Annotated in this window: 23 protein-coding genes, 1 tRNA gene, 1 rRNA gene and 1 riboswitch; of the genes, 9 read left to right on the top strand and 16 right to left on the bottom strand. The window is 30.4% G+C overall.

Annotated elements, in window-relative coordinates:
- From B5E58_RS08690 to glgA, 6 genes are all read right to left on the bottom strand, one after another.
- Nucleotides 1-79 (bottom strand): 23S ribosomal RNA (locus B5E58_RS08690); the annotation flags it as partial.
- A 183-nt stretch (nucleotides 80-262) separates the two neighbouring features.
- Nucleotides 263-335 (bottom strand) — tRNA-Ala (locus B5E58_RS08685).
- A 209-nt stretch (nucleotides 336-544) separates the two neighbouring features.
- Nucleotides 545-1,234, bottom strand: coding sequence for a CvpA family protein (locus tag B5E58_RS08680; RefSeq protein WP_088109294.1), 690 nt, complete (start codon nucleotides 1,232-1,234; stop codon nucleotides 545-547).
- A 21-nt stretch (nucleotides 1,235-1,255) separates the two neighbouring features.
- Nucleotides 1,256-2,704, bottom strand: a complete 1,449-nt coding sequence (locus B5E58_RS08675; protein WP_088109293.1) for a DUF5711 family protein — start codon at nucleotides 2,702-2,704, stop codon at nucleotides 1,256-1,258.
- Between the two features lie 86 nt (nucleotides 2,705-2,790).
- Nucleotides 2,791-3,819 (bottom strand): YkvI family membrane protein, encoded by a 1,029-nt coding sequence (locus B5E58_RS08670; RefSeq protein WP_088109292.1) that lies wholly within the window; start codon nucleotides 3,817-3,819, stop codon nucleotides 2,791-2,793.
- 65 nt (nucleotides 3,820-3,884) lie between these two features.
- A complete protein-coding gene (glgA, locus tag B5E58_RS08665) occupies nucleotides 3,885-5,318 on the bottom strand; it encodes a glycogen synthase GlgA (protein ID WP_088109291.1) in 1,434 nt (477 codons plus the stop codon).
- Between the two features lie 194 nt (nucleotides 5,319-5,512).
- Between glgA and pepF the strand changes: the two genes are divergently transcribed.
- The 4 genes from pepF (at nucleotide 5,513) to B5E58_RS08645 (ending at nucleotide 10,219) form a co-directional block, all read left to right on the top strand.
- Nucleotides 5,513-7,318, top strand: coding sequence for an oligoendopeptidase F (gene pepF / locus B5E58_RS08660; protein ID WP_088109290.1), 1,806 nt, complete (start codon nucleotides 5,513-5,515; stop codon nucleotides 7,316-7,318).
- Nucleotides 7,319-7,393: 75 nt separating this feature from the next.
- Nucleotides 7,394-7,542, top strand: a riboswitch (SAM riboswitch).
- Nucleotides 7,543-7,656: 114 nt separating this feature from the next.
- Nucleotides 7,657-8,964, top strand: coding sequence for a Na+/H+ antiporter NhaC family protein (locus tag B5E58_RS08655; protein WP_088109289.1), 1,308 nt, complete (start codon nucleotides 7,657-7,659; stop codon nucleotides 8,962-8,964).
- A gap of 104 nt (nucleotides 8,965-9,068) precedes the next feature.
- Nucleotides 9,069-9,689, top strand: coding sequence for an undecaprenyl diphosphate synthase family protein (locus B5E58_RS08650; protein ID WP_088109288.1), 621 nt, complete (start codon nucleotides 9,069-9,071; stop codon nucleotides 9,687-9,689).
- A gap of 62 nt (nucleotides 9,690-9,751) precedes the next feature.
- Nucleotides 9,752-10,219, top strand: coding sequence for a TspO/MBR family protein (locus tag B5E58_RS08645; RefSeq protein ID WP_088109287.1), 468 nt, complete (start codon nucleotides 9,752-9,754; stop codon nucleotides 10,217-10,219).
- Between the two features lie 32 nt (nucleotides 10,220-10,251).
- On the opposite strand, the gene B5E58_RS08640 is transcribed toward B5E58_RS08645, so the two are convergent.
- From B5E58_RS08640 to B5E58_RS08605, 8 genes are all read right to left on the bottom strand, one after another.
- Complete coding sequence (locus B5E58_RS08640) at nucleotides 10,252-10,923, bottom strand: ABC-2 transporter permease (RefSeq protein ID WP_088109286.1); 672 nt, start codon at nucleotides 10,921-10,923, stop codon at nucleotides 10,252-10,254.
- Entirely contained in the window at nucleotides 10,917-11,780 is an 864-nt protein-coding gene (locus tag B5E58_RS08635; protein WP_088109285.1) for an ABC transporter ATP-binding protein, read from the bottom strand. The genes B5E58_RS08640 and B5E58_RS08635 overlap by 7 nt, the downstream gene beginning before the upstream one ends.
- Nucleotides 11,781-11,782: 2 nt before the next feature.
- Nucleotides 11,783-12,157, bottom strand: coding sequence for a GntR family transcriptional regulator (locus tag B5E58_RS08630; protein WP_088109284.1), 375 nt, complete (start codon nucleotides 12,155-12,157; stop codon nucleotides 11,783-11,785).
- Nucleotides 12,158-12,282: 125 nt separating this feature from the next.
- Nucleotides 12,283-13,515, bottom strand: coding sequence for a LysM peptidoglycan-binding domain-containing protein (locus tag B5E58_RS08625; RefSeq protein ID WP_088109283.1), 1,233 nt, complete (start codon nucleotides 13,513-13,515; stop codon nucleotides 12,283-12,285).
- Between the two features lie 137 nt (nucleotides 13,516-13,652).
- Nucleotides 13,653-14,729, bottom strand: a complete 1,077-nt coding sequence (locus tag B5E58_RS08620) for a PTS transporter subunit IIC (protein WP_275532722.1) — start codon at nucleotides 14,727-14,729, stop codon at nucleotides 13,653-13,655.
- A 67-nt stretch (nucleotides 14,730-14,796) separates the two neighbouring features.
- Nucleotides 14,797-15,315 (bottom strand): transcription repressor NadR, encoded by a 519-nt coding sequence (locus B5E58_RS08615; RefSeq protein WP_158097713.1) that lies wholly within the window; start codon nucleotides 15,313-15,315, stop codon nucleotides 14,797-14,799.
- A gap of 83 nt (nucleotides 15,316-15,398) precedes the next feature.
- The gene (gene pdaA / locus B5E58_RS08610) at nucleotides 15,399-16,436 is read right to left on the bottom strand and encodes a delta-lactam-biosynthetic de-N-acetylase (RefSeq protein WP_088109281.1); all 1,038 of its coding nucleotides are present in this window, start codon (nucleotides 16,434-16,436) and stop codon (nucleotides 15,399-15,401) included.
- A 114-nt stretch (nucleotides 16,437-16,550) separates the two neighbouring features.
- Nucleotides 16,551-18,131, bottom strand: coding sequence for an NAD(P)/FAD-dependent oxidoreductase (locus tag B5E58_RS08605; protein WP_088109280.1), 1,581 nt, complete (start codon nucleotides 18,129-18,131; stop codon nucleotides 16,551-16,553).
- Nucleotides 18,132-18,334: 203 nt separating this feature from the next.
- Between B5E58_RS08605 and B5E58_RS08600 the strand changes: the two genes are divergently transcribed.
- The 4 genes from B5E58_RS08600 to B5E58_RS08585 all read left to right on the top strand — a co-directional run bounded on the left by B5E58_RS08600 (nucleotide 18,335) and on the right by B5E58_RS08585 (nucleotide 21,555).
- Complete coding sequence (locus tag B5E58_RS08600; RefSeq protein WP_088109279.1) at nucleotides 18,335-19,198, top strand: nitroreductase family protein; 864 nt, start codon at nucleotides 18,335-18,337, stop codon at nucleotides 19,196-19,198.
- 378 nt (nucleotides 19,199-19,576) lie between these two features.
- A complete protein-coding gene (locus tag B5E58_RS08595; protein ID WP_088109278.1) occupies nucleotides 19,577-19,783 on the top strand; it encodes a hypothetical protein in 207 nt (68 codons plus the stop codon).
- 208 nt (nucleotides 19,784-19,991) lie between these two features.
- On the top strand, nucleotides 19,992-21,296 hold the full coding sequence (locus B5E58_RS08590) for a thymidine phosphorylase (protein WP_088109277.1): 1,305 nt from the start codon (nucleotides 19,992-19,994) through the stop codon (nucleotides 21,294-21,296).
- Between the two features lie 16 nt (nucleotides 21,297-21,312).
- Complete coding sequence (locus B5E58_RS08585) at nucleotides 21,313-21,555, top strand: hypothetical protein (RefSeq protein ID WP_088109276.1); 243 nt, start codon at nucleotides 21,313-21,315, stop codon at nucleotides 21,553-21,555.
- 32 nt (nucleotides 21,556-21,587) lie between these two features.
- Here the strand turns inward: B5E58_RS08585 and B5E58_RS08580 are convergent, their stop codons facing one another.
- Complete coding sequence (locus B5E58_RS08580; RefSeq protein ID WP_088109275.1) at nucleotides 21,588-21,971, bottom strand: YhcN/YlaJ family sporulation lipoprotein; 384 nt, start codon at nucleotides 21,969-21,971, stop codon at nucleotides 21,588-21,590.
- A 110-nt stretch (nucleotides 21,972-22,081) separates the two neighbouring features.
- Here B5E58_RS08580 and B5E58_RS13450 point away from each other — a divergent pair, with 110 nt between their 5' ends.
- Complete coding sequence (locus B5E58_RS13450; RefSeq protein WP_158097712.1) at nucleotides 22,082-22,258, top strand: hypothetical protein; 177 nt, start codon at nucleotides 22,082-22,084, stop codon at nucleotides 22,256-22,258.
- Nucleotides 22,259-22,299: 41 nt separating this feature from the next.
- Here B5E58_RS13450 and B5E58_RS08575 read toward each other — a convergent pair whose 3' ends face one another.
- On the bottom strand, nucleotides 22,300-22,560 hold the full coding sequence (locus B5E58_RS08575; RefSeq protein WP_088109274.1) for an HPr family phosphocarrier protein: 261 nt from the start codon (nucleotides 22,558-22,560) through the stop codon (nucleotides 22,300-22,302).
- Between the last annotated feature and the right edge of the window lie 134 nt (nucleotides 22,561-22,694).

The following is a 22,694-nucleotide window of genomic DNA, read 5'->3' as shown; positions in this document are numbered from 1 at the left end:
GTAGCTTTTCGCAGCTTATCACGTCCTTCTTCGGCTCCTAGTGCCAAGGCATTCGCCCTGTGCTCTTTATTGCTTGACCATTTCGTCATATGCTTGAATGTAGTAGCGATACTACATATTTTTTTCGTAAGAATTATCTAATTAAATAAATCTTTACTGCATGTTAAATCTTTTAGAATTTGTTTTTTCTCGATTTAATTGACTCTTTTTTACAATATTCAGTTTTCAAGGTACAGTGTATCAAGTTAATCTTGATACTGAGTGGAGATTACGAGATTCGAACTCGTGACCCCCTGCTTGCAAGGCAGGTGCTCTCCCAACTGAGCTAAACCCCCATACCATACAAACTATCTTTTTTTCTTTTCAGTTGCCTTTCGGTCAACCGCCTAAATATATTATCACGTAGATTTTATATTGTCAACAACTTTTTTCAAAAAATTTTAAAAAATTTTTAAAATATCAAAAAAACCTTGATTTCAAAAGGTTTTTTAATAATAAATTTCAATTAAAAATAAAAAAAGCTATGGTTAAAACCATAGCTTCCCTATCCAAAAATTCTTAATATCATAAAAAGTAATATATTATTTTGATACATAAAAGATGCAATAAAAGAACTATCTAACATTTCAAAAAACTCTTTCCATGATGGATTAAAATAGAAAAATGTAAGTCCTATACATATAACCCATACGATAACAGCCCCTTGAATAAAACCTACTAAAAGACCTGCAAATTTATTCAAAGAGTTTACAACTGGTAATTTTGAAACACTATTTAAAGTTTTTATTATAATCTTTACAACAATAGATGTTACTACAAATAAAAGCACCATTGTAACTATATTTATAAATATGTTTGCAATAAAACCTGTAATATAATCTCCAATACTCTCCACATTAAGAATATTATATATAACAGGATTATTATTTTCCATCAATGTACTCTTTAAAAAGTTAGGAATATTCATATTATTTATTATTTCACTCTGTGCCTGCATAGCTGAATTAGATATAACATTATCAATACTTAAAAAGTTCCCTATACTTGTTTTAAGATTTATATAAAACTCTGTACTTCTTATAAATTTACTTAAAACAGGCTGAAAAACATATGTAACTATCAAAGCACACAATGATGGCAAAAAACTAAGACAAGATAATATAAAACCGCCTCTATATGCCTTTACTGCAAAAAAAGCAATTATTGCAATAACTGCAATATCAAGAATGTTCATAAAACACACTTCCTTAAATATTTATTGTGCCTGTTCTTCTGTTGTTTGTTGAGAACTAGGATTTTCTTCTGTTGTTTCTACTGTTTCTGTTGTGGTTACTTCTTCATTTGTTTCATCTGTTTTCTGTTCATTTGATGTATCAGATTTTTTATTTTCTTCATTTAGTATTACTGGAACATATTTTTTCATATCAGCATACTGAACATAATTTTTTGTAACATATAAAGCATCATTTTTCCCCATAGGAATTATGTCATCTATATCCTGAGTAGCTATATGCTCCCATAAAACTCCACCGCTTTTCTTTACCATAGCAAAATCTTTAGAATTTCCCACAACAGTTCCATATTCTGTTGCTAAAAGATGTGTAACAGTTCCACTACTCTCATATTTTCCAATCTCATTTCCATTCATATTTAAAAATACAACAGTTCCATTACTATATCCATCTTTTCCATTAAAGCTTTCACCACAAGCAAGAGCTACGTAATCTTTACAAGAAAGACTAACTCTATCAAGTTTATTTGGCAAATCATAAGACCATATTTCTTTTCCTGTAATATTCATAGCAAAAACACTGGTATCTGTAACAGCAACAAGTTTATCATTATCCATAAAAGATATATATGCAATATATTCATCTTGTTTTTCAACAGCCCCAAACATATTATCTATATATTCCCCATCAGAACCATTTACATAAAAAAATACCACTTTTGAAACAGCCTCTATATCTGTTGTATCAATATAACTTATAGCAAAAGTTGTATTATCATCAGATATGTCAATAGATATTGGGAATATATTTTTTTCAGGTTCTATTCTCTCTGTAACAGCTTTACCCTGATTATTAAATATTTTTATTCTGTATGTACCATTATCATTTGAAAGAACACCCAAAAAACCATTTTTATTTAAAGCAACTTTTACAATAGGAGCATCTGTTGACACATCATAAAATTTTCCATTCTCGTCATATACTTTCACTGCTCTCCCAGCAATTTCATATACAGCAATAAAATTTTCTTCACTTATCATATTAGGAGATGACATTGTAAAAGTATCATTCCATTTTTCTTTTTTAATATCAGTATAGTATTTTATGCCATCTTTTGTACATTGAACAAAGCCTTTATCAAGACTTTTAAATATACTTTTTGTATCGGTTCCAAAAGTCATATATTGACTTTCCGGAGCACCCTTTTCATCTTCAACAATTTCAGTTTCTTCACTATCAGAATTTGAATTTAAAATATTATTACTATATTTTTGTATAGTATTTCTTATAATTTGTTTGCCATAAAATGTATCATAAACATATATAGAAGAAGCGCATACAAAAGCTAAAATTGCAACTATTAAAAAAGATTTTTTTTTAGAAGATTTTTTTGCTGTTTTATCGCTATTATCCGATGCTTTTTTAGGCTCTTTATATATTTCATCTTCAAACTCTAAATCATCATCTTTCAATATTTTTCCTCCATTTCCAAAGTTAATGGTGCTATACACTAAATAATACTATATAGAAAAATCAAATGCAAACAGTCATTGAATATTTAATAATTTCTTAAAATATAAATTATGACAGAAATTACAGCTCCAACGCCAAGAAAACCAAAAAAAGAATACAATCTGGCAACAAAGCTTGAAAAATCCACATTTGCAAAGAAAACTCCAAAAAGACATATAAATCCTGATATATAATTTTTACCAATTCCAAAGCTATTATACATTCTATCTATAAAAGCATATCCATTACCTAAAGCGGTTGACAAAACAGCAGAGCCAACCATTAAGAAATATACATTTTTTATGATATGTTTAGAATTTTCCAATATATCAAAAAGAGGTATTTCTGAAGAAACACTTTTTTCACCATATAAAAAAAGTACCGTTCCTGTAAGTATACCTAAAAGACACATACCAATACCACCTAAAACTCCTCCTATATATGTATTTTTATTTCTAATTATTATATCTCTTGACGAAACAATAGCAGATATACCAGTAATAATATTATATGATGAATATAAAACAGCAGAAAAAATCCAACCATAATCAGAAACGCCGTAAATTCCATACATAAAAGTTTCAACATCATTAAAAAAGCATATGTAAAAGCATACAACAACACCACATATAAGTATTAATGGTGATAGTATACTGTTTACAACAGCAACCCCTTCACTTCCAAAACAAAATACTACAAAACAAATAAACATAACAATGAGAGAGCCCACAAAACGGTTATTTTCAAAGCCTTCCGAAAAAACTGCACCAGAAGCTGATGACATAGCAATAAATAAAACCATTGTAAATACAACAGCAACCAAATCCAATAAACTCCCTAAAAATTTTCCGCTTACCTCAATAAAAAAATCACGAGAATTTTTTATACTTCTGTTATATATTATTTTTACAGCACTTCCTCCAACAACAGAAAATATAACACCTGAAAAAATCATACCAAAAATCCAATTTTCACCATAGTCAATAAAAAATCTTAATATTTCCTGTCCAGATGCAAAGCCTGCACCTATTATTATTCCCATATATATTCCTGCAATTTTTAAAATATCAAACATAAAAAAACCTCCCCCATAAAAATATATGAGGGAGATAATTTTATTAGTTATCTGTTATTAAAATTTTAAAGATTGTTGTAAAGCTCAACATATTTCTTAGCTGAGTTTTCCCATGAATACTTGCAAGCCATAGCATTTTTAACAACATGGCTCCATTCTTCTTCACCCATATGATAAACCTTTAAAGCTTCTCTTATAGCCCAAAGAAGTCCGTTTCCATCATAGTTTTCAAATACAAAACCATTACCTTCTTTAGTTTCTGTATTGTAATGGAATATAGTATCAGCAAGACCACCTGTTTTTCTTACAATAGGAACAGTACCATATCTTAAACTGAACATCTGTCCAAGACCACAAGGCTCAAAAAGTGAAGGCATAAGGAACATATCACTTGAAGCATATATTCTCTGAGCAAGATTTCCATCAAAAAGTATATTTGCACTTATCTTGCCTGGATGTCTATATGCAAAAGATTTAAACATATGCTCATAACGGCTTTCACCAGTTCCAAGAACAACAAACTGTACATCTTCATGCATAAGTTCATCAAAAATCTGAGCAACAAGGTCAAGACCTTTCTGGTCTGCAAGTCTTGAAATAATGCTTATAATAGGCACATCTCTTTCCTCAAGACCAAGTTCTTTCTGTAAAGCTCTCTTATTTTCTTTTTTAAGTTCTATTGAATTTATGTCAAAGTTTTTATAAAGTCTCTTATCTGTTGCAGGGTCATTTTCAGTAAAATCAATACCATTGATAATACCAAAGAGATTGTCTTTCTTAAATCTTAAAACTCCGTCCATTCCATAGCCATACTGCTCTGTCTGGATTTCATTTGCATAAGTTTCACTTACAGTGCTTATTTTATCAGCATACATAAGACCAGCTTTCATGTAACTTACATTGCCATAAAATTCAAGGTCGCCATTTGTGAAACAGTAGTCTGGAACATCAAGAAGGTCCATAGTCTCTCTGCCAAAAACTCCCTGATACTGAAGATTGTGTATAGTGTAAAGTGTTTTTATTTTTGAGTAGTAAATAAGTTTTCTATATGTCTCTTTAAGTAAGAGACAAAGAGGACCTGTCTGCCAGTCGTTACAGTGAATAACATCAGGATAAAAATCTATAAAAGAAAGCATATCAAGGGCAGCCTTACAGAAGAAAGCAAAACGCTCGTTGTCGTCGCCGTAGCCGTAAAGACCGTCACGATAGAAATAATGGTCATTTTCAATGAAATATACAGGAACATCAGCCTCTTTAAGAAGAATACCTGCTTTCTGAGTACGCCATGAAAGATTTGTTTCGAAACTTCCAAGATATTTGATATCCACAAAATGCTCATTCTTAATAGTCTTATACTTTGGAAGTACCACCCTTACATCGACGCCAAGTTCTTTAAGTGCCTTTGGCAACGAACCGGCAACATCTCCAAGACCGCCGCTTTTTGCGTATGGTGCAACTTCAGATGAAACAATAAGTACTTTGAGTTTTTTGTCTTCCAATTTAAAACACCCCTTATCAATTAAAATCCTTCTCTGTAAATAAAAAACACCTTATATTAATAATACTATTAAATTGTAACTATATCAAGAAAATAAATTCATAAATTTATTATATAATGCTAAAATACTTAGTGATAACAATTATAAGTTAATATTAAATGATATAATATAGTAAAATACAAGGAGGTAAAACTATGAAAAATAGTAAAAGCATACCCTTAAGGGAAGAAATCAATAATAAATACAAATGGCATTTAGAGGACATATATTCATCAAAAGAAGATTTTGAAAAAGCCTTTGAAAATTCAAAAAGTGAAATTGATAAAATACTGTCTTTCAAAGGAAAATTAAATAATTCATCAGACACACTTTTAAACTGTTTAAAAGAATGTGACAGAGTAAGCCTTGAGATAGACAAAATATATGTTTATGCAAACATGAAATTCCACGAGGACAGCACAGTTTCAGAAAGTCAAATTTTATCAAACAGAGCTGAGAGTCTTATTACTGAATATATGGCAAAAACATCATTTATAACACCTGAAATTTTGACTATACCAAAAGAAATATTAAACAAATTCATTGAAGAAAATAAATCTTTAAAATTATACACACATTTTTTGAAAAATATTCAAAGAGAGTCAAAACACATACTTTCAGACAGTGAAGAAAAAATACTTTCACAATTTTCAGAAATATCATCATCACCACAAAACATATTTACAATGTTAAATGATGCCGATATGACATTTAAAGATATAGAAAACGAAAAAGGCGAAAAAGTACAGCTGACAAAAGGAAGATATGTTTCTTTCCTTGAAAACAAATCAAGAGAAGTAAGAAAAGAGGCTTTCAACTCTCTCTATGACTCATACCTTGACCACAAAAACACAATAGCTGCAACATACTATGGAAATGTAAAATCTGATGTAATAACAGCAAATATAAGAGGATACTCCTCAGTTCTTGAAATGGCATTATCAGACGATAATATACCAGTATCAGTGTATGATAATCTTGTTGATACAGTAAGAAACAACCTTAATTTGCTTCACAGATACGTTTCTTTGAGAAAGAAAATATTAAAAGTAGACCAACTTCACATGTACGACCTTTATGTACCTTTGACAGAAGATTTTGAAATGGAAATACCTTACGAAAAAGCACAGGAAATAGTATTAGAAGGTCTCAAACCTATGGGAGAAGATTATATAGAAAATCTTAAAAAAGGTTTTAATGGTGGTTGGATAGATGTACATGAAAACAAAGGAAAAAGAGGAGGAGCCTACTCTTGGGGAACATACTCTGTACACCCTTATGTACTTTTAAATCATCAAGATAATATAAACAGTACATTTACATTAGCCCACGAAATGGGTCACGCTCTCCACAGTTATTATACATGGGAAAAACAGCCTTATATATATTCAGGACATAAAATATTTGTGGCAGAAGTTGCATCAACTTGTAATGAAGTTCTTTTAATAAAACATCTTTTAAATACAACAGATAATAAAGAATTTAAAAAATATCTTGTAAACTACTTCTTAGAACAGTTCAGAGGAACATTCTTCCGTCAAACTATGTTTGCAGAGTTTGAAAAAATAGCCCATGAAATGGTACAAAAAGGAGAACCTTTAACAGCAGATAATCTTTCAGCTTTATATCATAAACTTAACTGTGACTATTTTGGTGATGATATTATAGTAGATGAAAAAATAGATATAGAATGGGCAAGAATACCTCATTTTTATAATTCATTCTATGTTTATCAATATTCAACAGGATATTGTGCAGCAATAGCTTTAGCTGAAAAAATACTCACAGAAGGTGAAAGTGCTGTTAAAAAATATAAAGAATTTTTAAGCAAAGGAAACTCAGAATATTCAATTGACCTTTTAAAAGGTGCAGGAGTTGATGTGACAGAAAAAGCACCTCTTGAAAGTGCTATGAAAGTATTTGAAAGTCTTCTTGATGAAATGGAAAAATTATTTTTATAATAAACTGTAAATTTTATTTGACAAAAACACTATAATATAGTATCCTTTTTTAAACAACAGAATAAAATCGCTTTTTTCTTATTAAGAGAGGGTGGAGGGAAATGGCCCAGTGAAGCCTCGGCAACTTTCAAACTTTAAAAATTTAAAAGTTTTGAAAAAGTGCCAAATCCATCAGCTTTTTTATATTATTTTTAATATATATAAAAACTGCTGAAAAATAAGATATGGCTGTATAAAAAATAAAATTGTACGGTATCTTCCCGCTTGTTCTTAATAGGAAAAAGCGGGAATTTTTTATTTGTCAAACATTTTTAATAAAATAAGGGAGGAACAAAATCATGAAAAAAGGAAATCCATTGGCTCTATTGCCCATTATAGTTTTCCTTGTGCTTTTTGCATTTGTAGGAATAAAGGCTGATGACTTTTACAGTATGCCTGCCATAGTTGGATTTGTAATAGCACTTATAGTGGCATTTCTTCAGAACAGAAATCATACTTTTAATGAAAAACTTTCAATAGTAGCAAAAGGTGCGGGAGAAGAAAATATTATAACAATGTGTCTTATATTCATACTCGCCGGAGCATTTTCAGGAGCGGTAAAAGCTGCCGGTGGTGTTGAAAGTACAGTAGCTTTCGGTCTCTCAATACTTCCATCAAAAATAGCTGTTGTAGGTATATTTATAATAGGCTGTTTTATATCTGTATCAATGGGTACAAGTGTAGGAACAATAGCTGCTTTAACTCCAATAGCTGTTGGAATTGCAGAAAAAACAGGTTTAGGCATACCTATTTGTGTAGGTGCAGTAGTATGTGGTGCAATGTTCGGAGATAACCTTTCAATGATAAGTGACACAACAATAGCTGCTGTTAGAACACAGGGCTGTGAGATGAAAGATAAATTTAAACAGAACTTCTTTATAGTTTTACCGGCTGCCATAATAACAGTAATACTTCTTCTTGTTGTTACAAAAACAGCAGCCTACAAACCAACTGACCTTGATTATCAGTTTATAAAAATAGTACCATACTTAGTTGTACTTATAGGAGCTCTTGTGGGACTTAACGTTTTTCTTGTACTTATACTTGGAACAATAATATCTCTTGTAGTTGGTGTTATATCAGGAAGTTTTACAATGCTTGAGATGTTCACTGTTGTAGGTGATGGTATAATGGGTATGTATGATATAACAGTAATATCAATAGTTGTTGCCGGAGTAATATCTCTTGTAAAAGAAAATGGCGGTGTTGATTTTATACTTAACTTTATAAAATCAAAAATAAACAGCAAAAAAGGGGCAGAACTTGGAATAGCTGCCCTTGCATCTTTAGTTGATATATGTACAGCCAACAACACAATAGCAATAGTTATTTCTGGACCAATAGCTAAAGAAATATCATCAGAATTTGATGTAAGCCCTAAAACAACAGCATCACTTCTTGATATATTTACATCAGTATGGCAGGGCATAATACCTTATGGAGCACAACTTCTCACAGCAGCCAGTCTTGCCGTAGAGTCTCAGACAATAGCTGAAGCTATATCAGTAACACCATTTGATATTATACCTTACTTATTCTACCCTATATTAATGGGTATATCAGCTCTTATATTTATAATTTTCATAAGAGGAAAAGAAAAAGCTTAAAGATTTTTAAAAGCATAACTTTACGTTATGCTTTTTTTATTTTTATGTATATTTTTTGAATAATAAAATCATAATCTAAATAAAAAAGAAAGGAAAAAATATACATGAGAATACCAAAACATATAGGAATAATACCTGACGGAAACCGCCGCTGGGCAGTAGCCAATGGATACACAAAAAAAGATGGCTATGAAAAAGGACTTTTACCAGGATTAGAACTTTTTAAAATATGCCAAGAATTAGGCATAAAAGAGATAACATATTATGGATTTACAGCAGACAATGCAAAAAGACCGAAAGAACAGAGACTTGCCTTTACAAAAGCCTGTGTTGAGGCTGTTTCAATGCTTTCAAAAGAAAATGCAGAGCTTCTTGTATTGGGAAATAGAAAATCACCAGTGTTTCCACAAGAACTTACACCTTACACAGAACGAAAAACAATGAACAAAGGCGGTATAAAAATAAACTTTCTTGTAAATTATAGTTGGGAGTGGGATTTAGGAATAAATGAAAAAATGCCTTTTCACTTAAATTCAGAAGATGTATCAAGAGTAGACCTTGTTATACGTTGGGGAGGAAGAAAACGTCTTTCAGGATTTCTCCCAATACAGACAGTATATTCAGATTTCTATTTTATAGATGAATATTGGCCAGACTTTAAACGTGAGCATATTTTAAAGGCTTTGGAGTGGTACAGTCATCAAGATATAACTCTTGGAGGCTAACGCATTTAAAAGTAATATAAACTCTTTAAATTCATATAATTTTTTAAAAAAGGAGTTTTTTTATGAAAATAAAATTTAAACCACTTATAATAAGTATACTTATAGCTTTAGCTGTTGGAGGGCTCTCCGGTTTTATATCTATGGGAAGTATGGACACTTATGAGAATCTTCAAAGACCTGCTCTCTCTCCACCTTCATGGGTATTCCCTGTTGTTTGGACAATACTTTTTATACTTATGGGAATAGCATCATATATAGTATATATGTCAAACTCAGATATAAAAGGAAAAGCCCTAAAAGTATATGCAATACAACTTGCTGTAAATTTCATATGGCCACTTATATTTTTTAATGGTCAAAAATACTTTTTAGCCTTTGTATGGCTTCTTTTCCTTATTGTTCTTATAATGGAAACAATATTATTATTTAAAGAAGTAAATAAAAAAGCTGCAATTCTTCTTATACCCTATTTACTATGGACAATATTTGCAGGATACTTAAATATAAGCATATATCTTTTAAACAGATAAAAGCACCCTTAAAGGGTGCTTTTTTAAAATTTTTAAAATTCTTTTTTACTAAATATATTACAAGATATAAAATATGAAATTATGTTAAAAACTATTGAAGATAAAAATACACCAAAAATAACTAAAATTGTAATAAAACTATTTTCAGAGAAAGCTTTTTCAATAACTGAAAATACTACTTCAAAAATCTCTCTTGTATTTTCTTTGTTTGCCAAAATCATAATAATAACAAAAGGCACAACAAACAAAGCTATAATAAATATTCTTCCCTTTTCAACACCCATTTTATATATTACGGGTATAACAATACTTATATATACAGAACATAATATAAAATAGAAAAAATCCAATGAAAAATATGAAGCCAAAGACATTCCATCTTTTGATACAAAAGAATTTATAAAATCTATAATTATACAATACATAAAACCACATAATAATATAGAATAAGCAGAAATATATTTTGCCATTACTATTTTATTTCTTGATAAAGGCATACTTATAGCATATCTATCCCACTTATAATAATTATCATAGGAAAAAAGATTTATAGATGCCATTGCTGTCATAAATATAATCATAGTATTATAAAAATTAATATTCCCCATAAAAAAACCTATTATGAAATAAATTATTATTACAAAAAGTATACTCTTACCATAACTTTTAAGAGCCAACAAATCCTTTGTTATAAGTCCTACCATAATTTCTCCCCCTTTATAACAAACATCATAATATCTTCAAGGGTAACATTATCTATTATGAAATCTTTATATTTTTCTTTAATTTTATATTTTTTATCAACAAGAATTTCAGCACCAAAAGAATTTTTTCTTATACTTACAATATCATTTTTATCTATACAGTTTATATCATCACTGCCACATTTTAATATGCCATATTCCTCAATAAACATATCTTTATTTCTGCTGGCAAAAATTTTACCTTCATGTATAAAAGTTATGTAATCACAAATTTTTTCAAGGTCACCTGTTATATGAGAAGATATAAGTATAGAGTTTTCTTCATTCTGTATAAAATCCATAAATATATCAAGTATCTCATTTCTTATTACAGGGTCAAGACCACTCATAGCCTCATCAAGTATGAGAAATTTTGCATTATGACTCATAGCCACAGCAAGAGCAAGTTTTGTTTTCATACCTCTTGAGTAATCTTTTATTTTCTTTTTAAAATCTATATTAAAATTATCAATATAATCAAAAAATTGATTTTCATTCCAATTTTTATAAATACCCTTAAATATTTTATTTACATCTTTAGCATTATAAAGCTCATTAAAAGAATTTTCATCAAATACAACACCTAAATTCTCTTTATAGCTGTTATCTTTATCATCAATATCATTTCCCATAACACTTATATTTCCACTATCTTTATTTATAACACCTAAAATACACTTTATTATTGTTGTTTTTCCAGCACCATTTTCACCTATAAGTCCCATAATAGAACCTTTAGGAACATTCATTGTTATGTTATCAAGTTTAAATCCTTCAAATTCCTTTGTAAGTGATTTTATACACAAAGCATTATCCATAATTACTCATCTCCATAAACAATTTCAAGAATTTCTCTAAGTTCCGAAAGAGATATTCCCCCCTCTTTCGCTGTATCAACTGCCTTTTGAATATATTCCTCAGCCTGTCTAAGTCTCTCCTCTTTTATAAACTCAATATTCTTTCTTGCAACAAAACTTCCTTTTCCCACAACAGTTTCTATAAAACCGTCAAGCTCAAGTTCCTCATAGGCTCTTTTTGTTGTTATGACACTTATTCTAAGTTCCTTTGCAAGAAGTCTCATTGAAGGTAAAGCCTCACCCTCTGAAAGTTCACCTTTTATAATAAGATTTTTTATCTGTGAAGAAATTTGTTCATAAATAGGTTTGTCTGAGGAATTACTTATTATAATATTCAAGTAACCACCTCCGTATATATCGTTTATAGTGTATATATCTTATATATACACTATAACACCCAATATAATATATGTCAACAAAAAAATACCTACTTTACAATACTGTAAAATAGGTATTTTAAATGTCAGGGAAGTATTATTTTTTTGCCAACAACAATTTTATCAGGGTCACTCATATTATTAGCCTTCATAATCTCATCAACCATATTTATATCACCATAAAACTTAGTGCTTATGTATGTTAAGCTATCTCCTGATTTTATTGTATATGAAGCAGGAATTGATTTTTCATCTTCTTCAAAAGTTTCCTTTGTTTCAACTTCTGTTTCATTTTCAGTTGTATTTTCCTGTTCTTCTTTTGGTTCTTCCTCTATATCTTCTTGTTTTGGTATGGAACTTTGCTGTCCTGCAAAAACTGATGCAACAGCACTATTTTGAATTTGTTCTGAAATATCAGTATATTTTGTTTTAACAGAAACAACCTCTGTTTCAAGACGATTTATTCTCTCACTACTGTTTATAAGTCCTATTCCCATAATAAAACAGAAAAAACACAACATTCCACAAACTCCTGTAAGAGCTCTATATCTAGCTCTTGTTCTTGCTGCCACTTTTTCTTCTCTCTCTTTCAATACAGAGCGTATTTTCTTTGCAGCGTCAATTCTCTCATTATATTTCTTCTGATTATCCTCAAAAGTTTCCTCTTTTCTATTATCAAAGTCATTTACATTTATTTTAGGATTTAAGTTTATATTTATATTTTCTTTCGGTTTAACAAAACTATTTTCAAGCATATATTCTTGCATATCTCTATTTTTATCATAGTATATAAAATATCCAAGAACTTCTCTCATACCACTTCCACTGGAATTAAGTGAAAAAAGCCTATCCATTTTATCCTCAGCATCTATAACAAAAAGCTGTTGATACGGTTTTGTAAAATACATTTTATGCATTTCCTCGTCTTTAGCCATAAGAAAAGCACCATATCCAGATAAAGCATGAACCCAACCTACAACCTCAAGACCTTTAAAATATACTTTCATCTGCTCATTAACATAGTTCCAAGTCTCATCAGTAAAAACTTGTCCACCATTTTCATTAGCAGTATACTGTCCTTGTATAGCACCGCTTATTATAACAATATCACAATCATCTTGCATAAAATGTCTTCCCACAAGGACACCTAATTTTTCACTCCCACCAGAAGCCTTTGCATACTGATAAAGGTATGTATAAACGTAATCTTCCATATAAACCTTTATTCTGTCATCAATACAGCCTATCTGCCGTATATTTGAAGGGAATTCAAAATCGTCGTTTTCATCTTTATAAATTCCGCCGTTTAAATCCATCATATTTCCTCCTTTGTTCGTTTTACTTAATATAACATTAAAGTAAAAAATAATTTGTAAAAATATGTAATTAAAAAGGCAGATATTACACAAAAATTATTTTATTTTACGACAAAAAAAGAGATGTCAAAAGACATCTCTTAAACATTAAGTTTCATATCACCAAATTTTATATAACCTTTTTTACGCATAAACTCTGATATTACAAGAGTTAATATAGCTGGTAAAACAAAATGAAGGAGTATTATTTCAAACATAAGAATTCCACTTCCTCTTGTACCTGCCATAGTCTGCCATGTCATAATCTGACCAACAAGACCACTTGTACCCATTCCGCCACCAGCTGGATTATTTTCCATTTTAAATACAACTGTTGAAAGAGGTCCTAAAATTGCACTGGCAAGAGTTGGAGGTATCCATATTAAAGGATTTCTCACTATATTAGGCACTTGAAGCATAGATGTACCTATTCCCTGAGCAAAAAGACCATCCCATTTATTTTCTCTGAAACTTGCAACAGCAAAACCTATCATCTGAGTTGAACAACCTATTGTTGCTGCACCGGCTGGAAGCCCTGAAAGACCAAGAATTATTGAAAGAGCCGCAGAGCTTATAGGTAAAGTTAAAGCAACACCCATTATTACAGATATAACTATACCCATTAAGAAAGGTTGTAATTCTGTTGCAATATTAATCATATTTCCAAGCCAAATCATACCGGCTGAAAGTGGTGGTCCAACTATTGAACCGATAACAGCACCACATATTATTGTTACCATAGGAGTTATTATAATATCAACCTTTGTTTTTCCAGAAACAAGATTTCCAAGTTCAACTCCGGCAACAACTGCAATAAAAGCACTGAGTGGGTCTCCTGCACCAGTCAAAACAATAGCTCCCGCCTCATTGAAAAGAGTTCCATTTACAAAAGCCGCCGCATTTGCTCCTATAAGTCCTGTTATAGCTGATGAAAATATAACAAGTCTTGGAGCTGACATGGAATGTGCCGCACCTATACCAATAACAGCACCGGTACATATTGAAGCCACATTACCAACAGCAATAATAAATGAACCTATATTTCCTCCTATAATTCCACCAATCTGTTTTATTATAAGTCCTACAATAAGTGTACAGAAAAGACCAAGAGCCATACCATTAAGACCATTTATAAAATAGCGTCTCAAAATCTTCTGCCATAAAGATTTTTCTTCCAAAACATATCCCCCTTAAATATTCATGTGTATATACATCAATGTTTACATTAAGGAGTATGATACCATATTATTTTGTCGAAATCAAGTATCCAGCATTTTTAAGTTCAGCACATATTTCATCGAGAGTTTCCTCATCATCGGCAGATATTAAATGAGTATGAATGCCCTTTGTAAGTTCAAGAAGGGGCATACAGCCTGTTTCACTGGTTTTATTTAAAAACATTTTTATGTCTCTACGACTTTTTATATTAAGAGCTTCCCCAACACTGCCATAAACAGGATGATTTACAGATGTACTAAGTATTTTTCCGCCCATATCAACAACTATATTCATCTCATTTTCTATATCATCACTATTATGACAAACAGTTATTTCTCTTGTTGGATGTTCATTTTTTTTATTTTCACAAATATATCCTTTGGCTGTCGACAGTATAACATTTCCCGCAGCTTTAATTATACCTATATCCTTAACTATAATCTGTCTTGTAACACCAAATTTTTCAGCTAAAGCCTTTCCCGTTACAGGTTTGCCACTTTCATTTATTATTTTAAGTATTTCAATTCGCCTTTCATCACTATTCATAAACCAACCTCCCATTAAATTAGATAGATTATATCACAAAAAATACAAAATAAAAATCACGGATAAAACCGTGATTTTTAAATTCAATTAAGTTTTGGCAAATCATCAAGAGAAAGGAAAGTATATCCTTCAGCCTTAAGGCTTTTAAGCATATCATCAAGAGCCTCTGTATTTGATTGAGAAACAGCATGAAGAAGCATAATAGAACCATTATGATAATTATTCATAACCATATTATAGGCTGCCTCTTTACCTGGTTGATTATTTATGTCCCAGTCCTGATAAGCAAAACTCCAGAATATTGTTTTATATCCTGCCTCTTGAGTTTTTTCAAGGCTTCTTATACTGTAAACACCTGCTGGCGGACGGAAATATTTAGGCATATCAACACCTGTAACCTCTTTAAAATAATCGGCACACTCTTGAAGTTCCCCTTTAATCTCATCATCTGTAAGGTCTGGCATATCTGAATGGGTTACAGAATGATTTCCCACAATATGACCTTCATCAACCATCCTTTGAACAAGTTCAGGATAACTTTCTATGTAATCCTTTGTAACAAAAAAGGCTGCCTTAACATCATTTTCCTTTAAAATATCAAGTATTTGAGGTGTATATCCATTTTCATATCCTTCATCAAAAGTAAGATATATAACTTTATGTTGAGTATCTCCCAAATAATAAGCATCATACTGAGATATATTTATATCCATCTGAGCAGAAGGTGGAATATGTTCACTATTTCTTCTAAACCACCATGATTTTTTGTCATTATATCCTACAAGAGGGCTTGTCTCTGTTGGCTGTTTAGGAGCTTCAACAGGGTCATATATAATGTCTTCATTTTGATTTTCAACTGGGTCATATATAAGGTCTTCAATATTTCCCTCAATATTATTTTCAATAATATTTTCTTCTTGTTTTTCTTCCTCTATTGGTAAAGGTGTAGAAGGATTTATTTGTTGTCTGTCGTTTCCTGTATTTTCAGTATTTTCTATATTTTCAGAAGAATAATACCAAGTTTCATCATTATTTTTTGACGAAATATCTTGTCCTTCTGAAGGAATACAGCCTGAAAAAAGACTTGCAACCAATGCTGCGGTAATTCCTATTCTGTTCATATAAAACCTCCCTTTTTTCAAAAATATCTAACTAAATTATACCATTACTATAATTAAATAAACATTAATTAATTCTTACAAAAAAACAAAAAACCGGGGTATAAAACCCCGATTTTAATATACATATTTACAATATATTTTTTCAGCAATAACTATACCATCAACAGCAGCAGAAACAATTCCACCGGCATATCCGGCACCTTCACCGGCAGGATAAAGACCTTTTAAAGACACGCTCTCAAAACTTTCTTTGTCTCTAAGTATTCTAACAGGAGATGAACTTCTACTTTCAACAGCAGTCATAATAGCATCATCTCTATCAAAACCCTTAAGTCTTTTTCCCATTTCAGGTAAAGCCTCTCTTATAGCTTCTGTCATAAACTCTGGCAAAACTTTTCTAATATCAGAAAATTTTATTCCCGGCATATAACTATTTTTAATTTCTCCAAATTCACTATCAACATTATTATTCATAAATGCCCCAACACTTTGGGCAGGAGCAAAATAATTGCTTCCACCTTCAATAAAGGCTTTTCTCTCCAAATCTCTTTGCATATACATTCCACCAAGTATATGATTTGTACCAAAGTCCTCAGGATAAATTTGAACAAGCAAAGCACTGTTTGCATTTTCTTTATCTCTTGCATATTCACTCATACCATTTGTGGCAACCATTCCTTCCTCACTGGCAGCAGCCACAACAGTTCCACCAGGACACATACAGAATGTATAAACACCTCTGCCCTTTGATGTTGTATAAGTTAATCTATAATCAGCAGGAGGAAGTTTTTTGTGTAGTGTTCCATACTGTGAAATATCAATCATACTTTGAGGGTGTTCTATTCTCACACCCATAGCAAAAGGTTTCTGTTCCATTTTAATTCCTTTTTCAAAAAGTTTTTCAAAAGTATCTCTTGCACTGTGACCTAATGCCAATACAACATCATCACTTTCAATTACAGTATTATCATTTAATACAACACCTTTTATTTTTCCACTTTCCTCTATAAAATCAACAGCTTTTTTCCCGAAACAAACCTTTCCACCAAGTCTTATTATTTCATTTCTTATATTTTTAACAACAGTTTTTAAAATGTCTGTACCAATATGAGGTTTCTGTTCATATAATATTTCTTCTGGACTTCCGAAATTTACAAACTCCTCCAAAACTTTTCTACATCTTAAATCTTTTATTCTTGTTGTAAGTTTACCGTCAGAGAAAGTTCCCGCTCCTCCTTCACCAAACTGTACATTATTTTCTGTATCAAGTTTTCCTTCTGTCCAAAACTTATTTACGGCCTCTGTTCTTTTATCAACATCTTGACCTCTCTCAACAATAACAGGACAAAGTCCCATTTGAGCCAAAAGAAGTCCACAAAACATTCCCGCAGGGCCAAAACCTACAACAACAGGAGATTTTTTTATATTACAAACCCCCTCAGGGAATTTATATTCCATATCTGGAGAAACTGAAATATCTTTATTTTTTTTAGACAAAACTTTATTTTCATTTTTAACATTTATATCAACAGTATAAACGTAATGTATATTATCTTTTTTACGTGCATCAAGGGAGCGTCTAAATATTTTATATGATAAAATATCATTTTCTTTAACTCCCGCCTTTTTAGCACACATTTTTTTAATATCAAAATTTTCAAAAATTCCTATTTTTATATTCGAAATTCTTATCATAAAATCCACCTTGTTTCAAATAATATTATATACATCTATATACTTTTAATGCTATAATACAAATAGCGACTATTTTTAATATAATAAAAGTTTAGTTCTCATAATTATACTTGACCTAAATTTTTTTATCAACTATAATTAAAATAGTTATTTAGATAAATTTTGTCATATATTTCAAAACTTATATAAAAGGAGTGTACATTATGAATTACAAAAAACTTATAGAAGAAACATATTCTGTAAGAGATTACAGCGACAAAAAAGTTTCAGATGATGCAAAAAAAGAACTCTTATCATATTTTTCTGAAAGTAAAACTCTTTTTGAAAACATAAAAACAGAAATGACAATTTACGAAAATGAAGAAATTTTCGAAGCTCTTGATGGAAAAGCAGGATATAACGGAATTATGATAAATTCCCCAAGTTATATTGTTATATGTTCTGAAAAAGCTGAAAACTATATTGAAAACAGTGGATATAAAGCATCAGATATTATATTAAAAGCAACAGATATGGGACTTAATACTTGTTTCATAACAATGAAAGATACAAAAGAAGTATCAAAAATATTAAATCTTCCTGAAGGAATGGAAATTACAGCATTAATAGCTCTTGGATATAAAGAAAAAGACTCAAAGACAGTATCTAACGATACAAAAGCAGGCGGAAATTATTCAAAAGCTGATGTAAAAGTTTCAGAAAATGCACCTTCATACAGAAAAGAACTTGAAGAACTTGTATTTTCAGAAAAATTTGGAAACAGTGCAACTATTGATGAGCTCTTAAATCTTGGACTTTTTGAGCCTTTAAGAACAGTACTTTTTGCTCCTTCAGCTTTAAACTCCCAGCCTTGGAGATTTATAATTAAAGGTGGAAAAGTTTTCATTGCTGTTGAAGATACATTAAACACATCATCATATGATGAAAAAATTTCTCTCGGTGCACTTATGCACTATTTCCAGTCAGTATTTGAAACAGACTTCTTTGGATTAAAATGGACATTTGATGTAAAAGATGCTCCAGAAGTTCCTTCAAACTTCAAAGTTGAAGTAAGCTGTACAATGTAATATATCTGTGTAAACAGTCACCTTCTTTAAAAGAGATAGAGTATTATATATACTTTATCTCTTTTATTTTTATCCTAAAAAAAATTAACACATTTATAAAATATATAATATAATCTACAAAAATACAAAATTGTATATTTAAAGGCATATAACTATATTTTGATAGTACAAACGCAAGAAAAACTTTCCTTTTGTTAGTAAAAACTTAAGTCTTTGTTCATAATTTATACATATTTAGGCATTATACTTTAGATATGCGGAAGACAAAAGGCAAAGAGTTAAAAAGCCTTCTTCAGCTGGCAGTCTGATATTTTTCGCCCCTGAAAAATCAGGCTGCTGCCCCCATAAAAAGGATTAAAAATAAAATTGGTGATATATATGATTAAAAGAGGAAACGTTACTTACAATAAAAAAACAGGAATACTTGATATAGCAAACGGTGAAATAATAGATATGAATAAAACTGAAACCCCTTCAGAAAACACAGACGGTAAAAAAAAACTCAATTTTGAAAATTTTAATATTTTCAATTATTTCATCAATAGCTTTATACATATTTTTGAAAAACAGCACAGATGCTGTTGATACGGGAGAAACTATTTTCTCCCTCTTTAAATCCGGCAAATAAGCTTTTTATACAGAAAAAGTTTATTTTATATAGATGATTATTGTAATAAACAGCAGATAGCATCTGCAAAAAAACATACCCCTCCTTTTTTTACGACGGAAAACATATCCGTCGTTTTTTTATGTTATACTATAAATAAACATAAAAACTAAAGGGAGTGATTTTATGAAAATACTTGATTTAATTATAAAAAAACGTGATGGAATGAAACTCTCAAAAGAAGAAATTGATTTTTTTGTAAAAGGTGTTACAGATGGAACTATTCCTGACTATCAAACATCAGCAATGCTTATGGCAATATATTTTAGAGGTCTTGACGACGATGAAACAGCCCTTTTGACTATTGCCATGGCACACTCTGGAAAAATATTCGACCTTTCAGAAATAAAGGGTATAAAGGTTGATAAACACTCCACAGGAGGTGTAGCAGATACAACAACTTTAATACTTGCACCTTTAACAGCCTCTGTTGGTTTACCAATAGTAAAAATGAGCGGAAAAGGTTTAGGATTTTCAGGAGGAACTCAAGACAAATTGAACTCTATACCAGGATTTAATGTTGATATAGACGAAAACCACGCCACAGAATATGCGAAAAAAACAAACATAGTTCTTATGAGTCAAAACAATGAACTTACACCAGCTGACAAAAAACTTTATGAGCTTAGAGATGTTACAGGCACGGTTGAAAGTCTCCCTCTCATAGCATCAAGTATAATGTCAAAAAAAATAGCTGCCGGTGCTGATGCTATTGTTCTTGACGTAAAATGTGGAAGTGGTGCTTTTATGAAAGACATTGACTCTGCAAAAAAACTTGCCAATATAATGGTATCAATTGGAAAAAATTCTGGAAGAAATGTAAGGGCAATTATAACAAGTATGTCACAACCTTTAGGAAACTATATAGGAAACTCTCTTGAAGTTATAGAAGCTATTGAAGTTTTAAAAGGAAATGTAAAAGGAGACCTTCTTGATGTGACATTAAAATTAGGTGCTCATATGCTTATACTTGCAAATATAACAGATAAGGAAGATACAGCAATAAAAATACTTAAAGAAAATATTGAAAATAAAAAAGGTCTTGAAAAATTCAGAGAAATGATAATACAACAAGATGGAAATCCTAATATAATTGATGATTACTCTTTACTTCCTCACTGTGAACATGAATATAAAGTTATATCAGAATATTCAGGATATATTACAGAGACAAACACAGCTTTAATAGGCAGAGCCAGTCTTGAAACGGGAGCAGGAAGAAGTTACAAAGAGCAAGAACTTGATTATGGTGCTGGAATAATAATGAAAAAGCGTATAGGAGATAAAGTTGAAAAAGGAGAAACTATTGCTTTAATATACAGCTCATCAGAGGAGAAATGTGTATCAGCAGGAGAGTTTATTAAAAAGGCAATAAAAATAGAAAAAGACAAAAAAGAAATACCTCCTCTCATACTTGACACAATAATATAAAATAGGAGTAATAAAAATGAATAATACAACAAAACTTAACATAATAAAATTTGTATCAATAATATTTATAATGCTTGGATGTTATCACATACTTTTTACAGGAAATTTAATACTTGCCTGTATACTTACAGTATTTGGTGCTGTATGCCTTATGAAAGGCTTTGTATGCCCTCATTGTGGAAAGCCTATACCTATGAAACTTAAACTTGAAGATAACACTATATGCCCTCGTTGTAACAGAAAAATAAATATAGACTAAAAAAATTAAACCGTGTTATATAACACGGTTTTTTATACGTTTTTAATCATTTCAACTATATTTGGATTTGTTGTAACAGAAACATTATCAGCCCATTTATCAACACTTTCTGCCTTATCTTTTGCTTCAAATTTTATTCTTTGAATATTATCATCATTTTGTTCATAAGTTTCAATACCTATAACAATATTATCCCCTGAAGCAATAACCCAAACATTTTCAACACTTTCTATACAACAAACAGCCTTTTTAATATTATTTTCTCTTTCTAGGTCACTTATTTCAAGTTTTTCTTTTGGACTTCTTCCCATTGTTATAATACTATTATTTTCACTTTCAGTATAATTATTACAACCAGTAGCCAAAAAAGCAAAGCCAATAAGTCCAATAAATACATATATAAATTTTTTTGACATAATACGACCTCCTTTTAATATTATTATTACTCATTGCCATAGTTTTATAGCTGTAAAAAATTAAACAGAAGGTTATAATAATAATATAAAAATATAAGGAGGAAAAAATTATGTATGAAAACACAAGAAAACATTACAGAGTGGCACAAAAAGAAATTTCAGCAAACCCTCAAAGAGGAATATATATAACAAAACAACAACAAGAAAAACTTTTACTTATAGGAATTATAATAACTATGGCTTCATTTTTAACATCAATAATAACAGCTCTTAAATTATCAAAATAAAAAAGTGCGGAATATTTTCCGCACTTTTTAAACATTAAAAATCAGTCTTTAAGTTCTTTAATGAAATTAACGATTTCTGGTAATGCAACAGCTTCTTCTTCACCGTCACAGATTACTTCGATTTCTGTACCTGTTTTTGCACCAAGAGCAAGAAGGCTTATGATGCTTGCACAGTTAGCAGTTTTATCTCCTGCTTTAAGAGTTACTGTACATTTGAATTTTTTAGCAAAATTTAAAAGATTTGATGCAGGACGTGCATGAATTCCTGTTGGATTTGTGATAACTACTTTGTCTGATACCATTTTTTACCCTCTCCTTAACATTATTTTTAATTTACGGACACTACACCCAAAAATTTATATCCGTATTAATAATTTTACAACCTTTACAGAAAAAAATCAACAATATCAACAATATTACATTAAAAATCAATTGT

Origin of the sequence: Tyzzerella sp. An114, assembly GCF_002161055.1 — a bacterium.
Taxonomy (GTDB): Bacteria; Bacillota; Clostridia; order Lachnospirales; family Anaerotignaceae; genus Fimicola; species Fimicola cottocaccae.
Note: the sequence above shows the minus strand (reverse complement) of the source record. Positions and strands in the feature narration are given on the sequence as shown.

Bases quoted from the DNA above. Each gene is read 5' to 3' on its own strand.
- B5E58_RS08680 (WP_088109294.1), bottom strand. From the start codon at position 1,234: ATGAACATTCTTGATATTGCAGTTATTGCAATAATTGCTTTTTTTGCA.
- B5E58_RS08670 (WP_088109292.1), bottom strand. From the start codon at position 3,819: ATGTTTGATATTTTAAAAATTGCAGGAATATATATGGGAATAATAATA.
- pepF (WP_088109290.1), top strand. From the start codon at position 5,513: ATGAAAAATAGTAAAAGCATACCCTTAAGGGAAGAAATCAATAATAAA.
- B5E58_RS08655 (WP_088109289.1), top strand. From the start codon at position 7,657: ATGAAAAAAGGAAATCCATTGGCTCTATTGCCCATTATAGTTTTCCTT.
- B5E58_RS08650 (WP_088109288.1), top strand. From the start codon at position 9,069: ATGAGAATACCAAAACATATAGGAATAATACCTGACGGAAACCGCCGC.
- B5E58_RS08645 (WP_088109287.1), top strand. From the start codon at position 9,752: ATGAAAATAAAATTTAAACCACTTATAATAAGTATACTTATAGCTTTA.
- B5E58_RS08640 (WP_088109286.1), bottom strand. From the start codon at position 10,923: ATGGTAGGACTTATAACAAAGGATTTGTTGGCTCTTAAAAGTTATGGT.
- B5E58_RS08635 (WP_088109285.1), bottom strand. From the start codon at position 11,780: ATGGATAATGCTTTGTGTATAAAATCACTTACAAAGGAATTTGAAGGA.
- B5E58_RS08625 (WP_088109283.1), bottom strand. From the start codon at position 13,515: ATGATGGATTTAAACGGCGGAATTTATAAAGATGAAAACGACGATTTT.
- B5E58_RS08615 (WP_158097713.1), bottom strand. From the start codon at position 15,315: ATGAATAGTGATGAAAGGCGAATTGAAATACTTAAAATAATAAATGAA.
- pdaA (WP_088109281.1), bottom strand. From the start codon at position 16,436: ATGAACAGAATAGGAATTACCGCAGCATTGGTTGCAAGTCTTTTTTCA.
- B5E58_RS08605 (WP_088109280.1), bottom strand. From the start codon at position 18,131: ATGATAAGAATTTCGAATATAAAAATAGGAATTTTTGAAAATTTTGAT.
- B5E58_RS08600 (WP_088109279.1), top strand. From the start codon at position 18,335: ATGAATTACAAAAAACTTATAGAAGAAACATATTCTGTAAGAGATTAC.
- B5E58_RS08595 (WP_088109278.1), top strand. From the start codon at position 19,577: ATGATTAAAAGAGGAAACGTTACTTACAATAAAAAAACAGGAATACTT.
- B5E58_RS08590 (WP_088109277.1), top strand. From the start codon at position 19,992: ATGAAAATACTTGATTTAATTATAAAAAAACGTGATGGAATGAAACTC.
- B5E58_RS08585 (WP_088109276.1), top strand. From the start codon at position 21,313: ATGAATAATACAACAAAACTTAACATAATAAAATTTGTATCAATAATA.
- B5E58_RS08580 (WP_088109275.1), bottom strand. From the start codon at position 21,971: ATGTCAAAAAAATTTATATATGTATTTATTGGACTTATTGGCTTTGCT.
- B5E58_RS13450 (WP_158097712.1), top strand. From the start codon at position 22,082: ATGTATGAAAACACAAGAAAACATTACAGAGTGGCACAAAAAGAAATT.
- B5E58_RS08575 (WP_088109274.1), bottom strand. From the start codon at position 22,560: ATGGTATCAGACAAAGTAGTTATCACAAATCCAACAGGAATTCATGCA.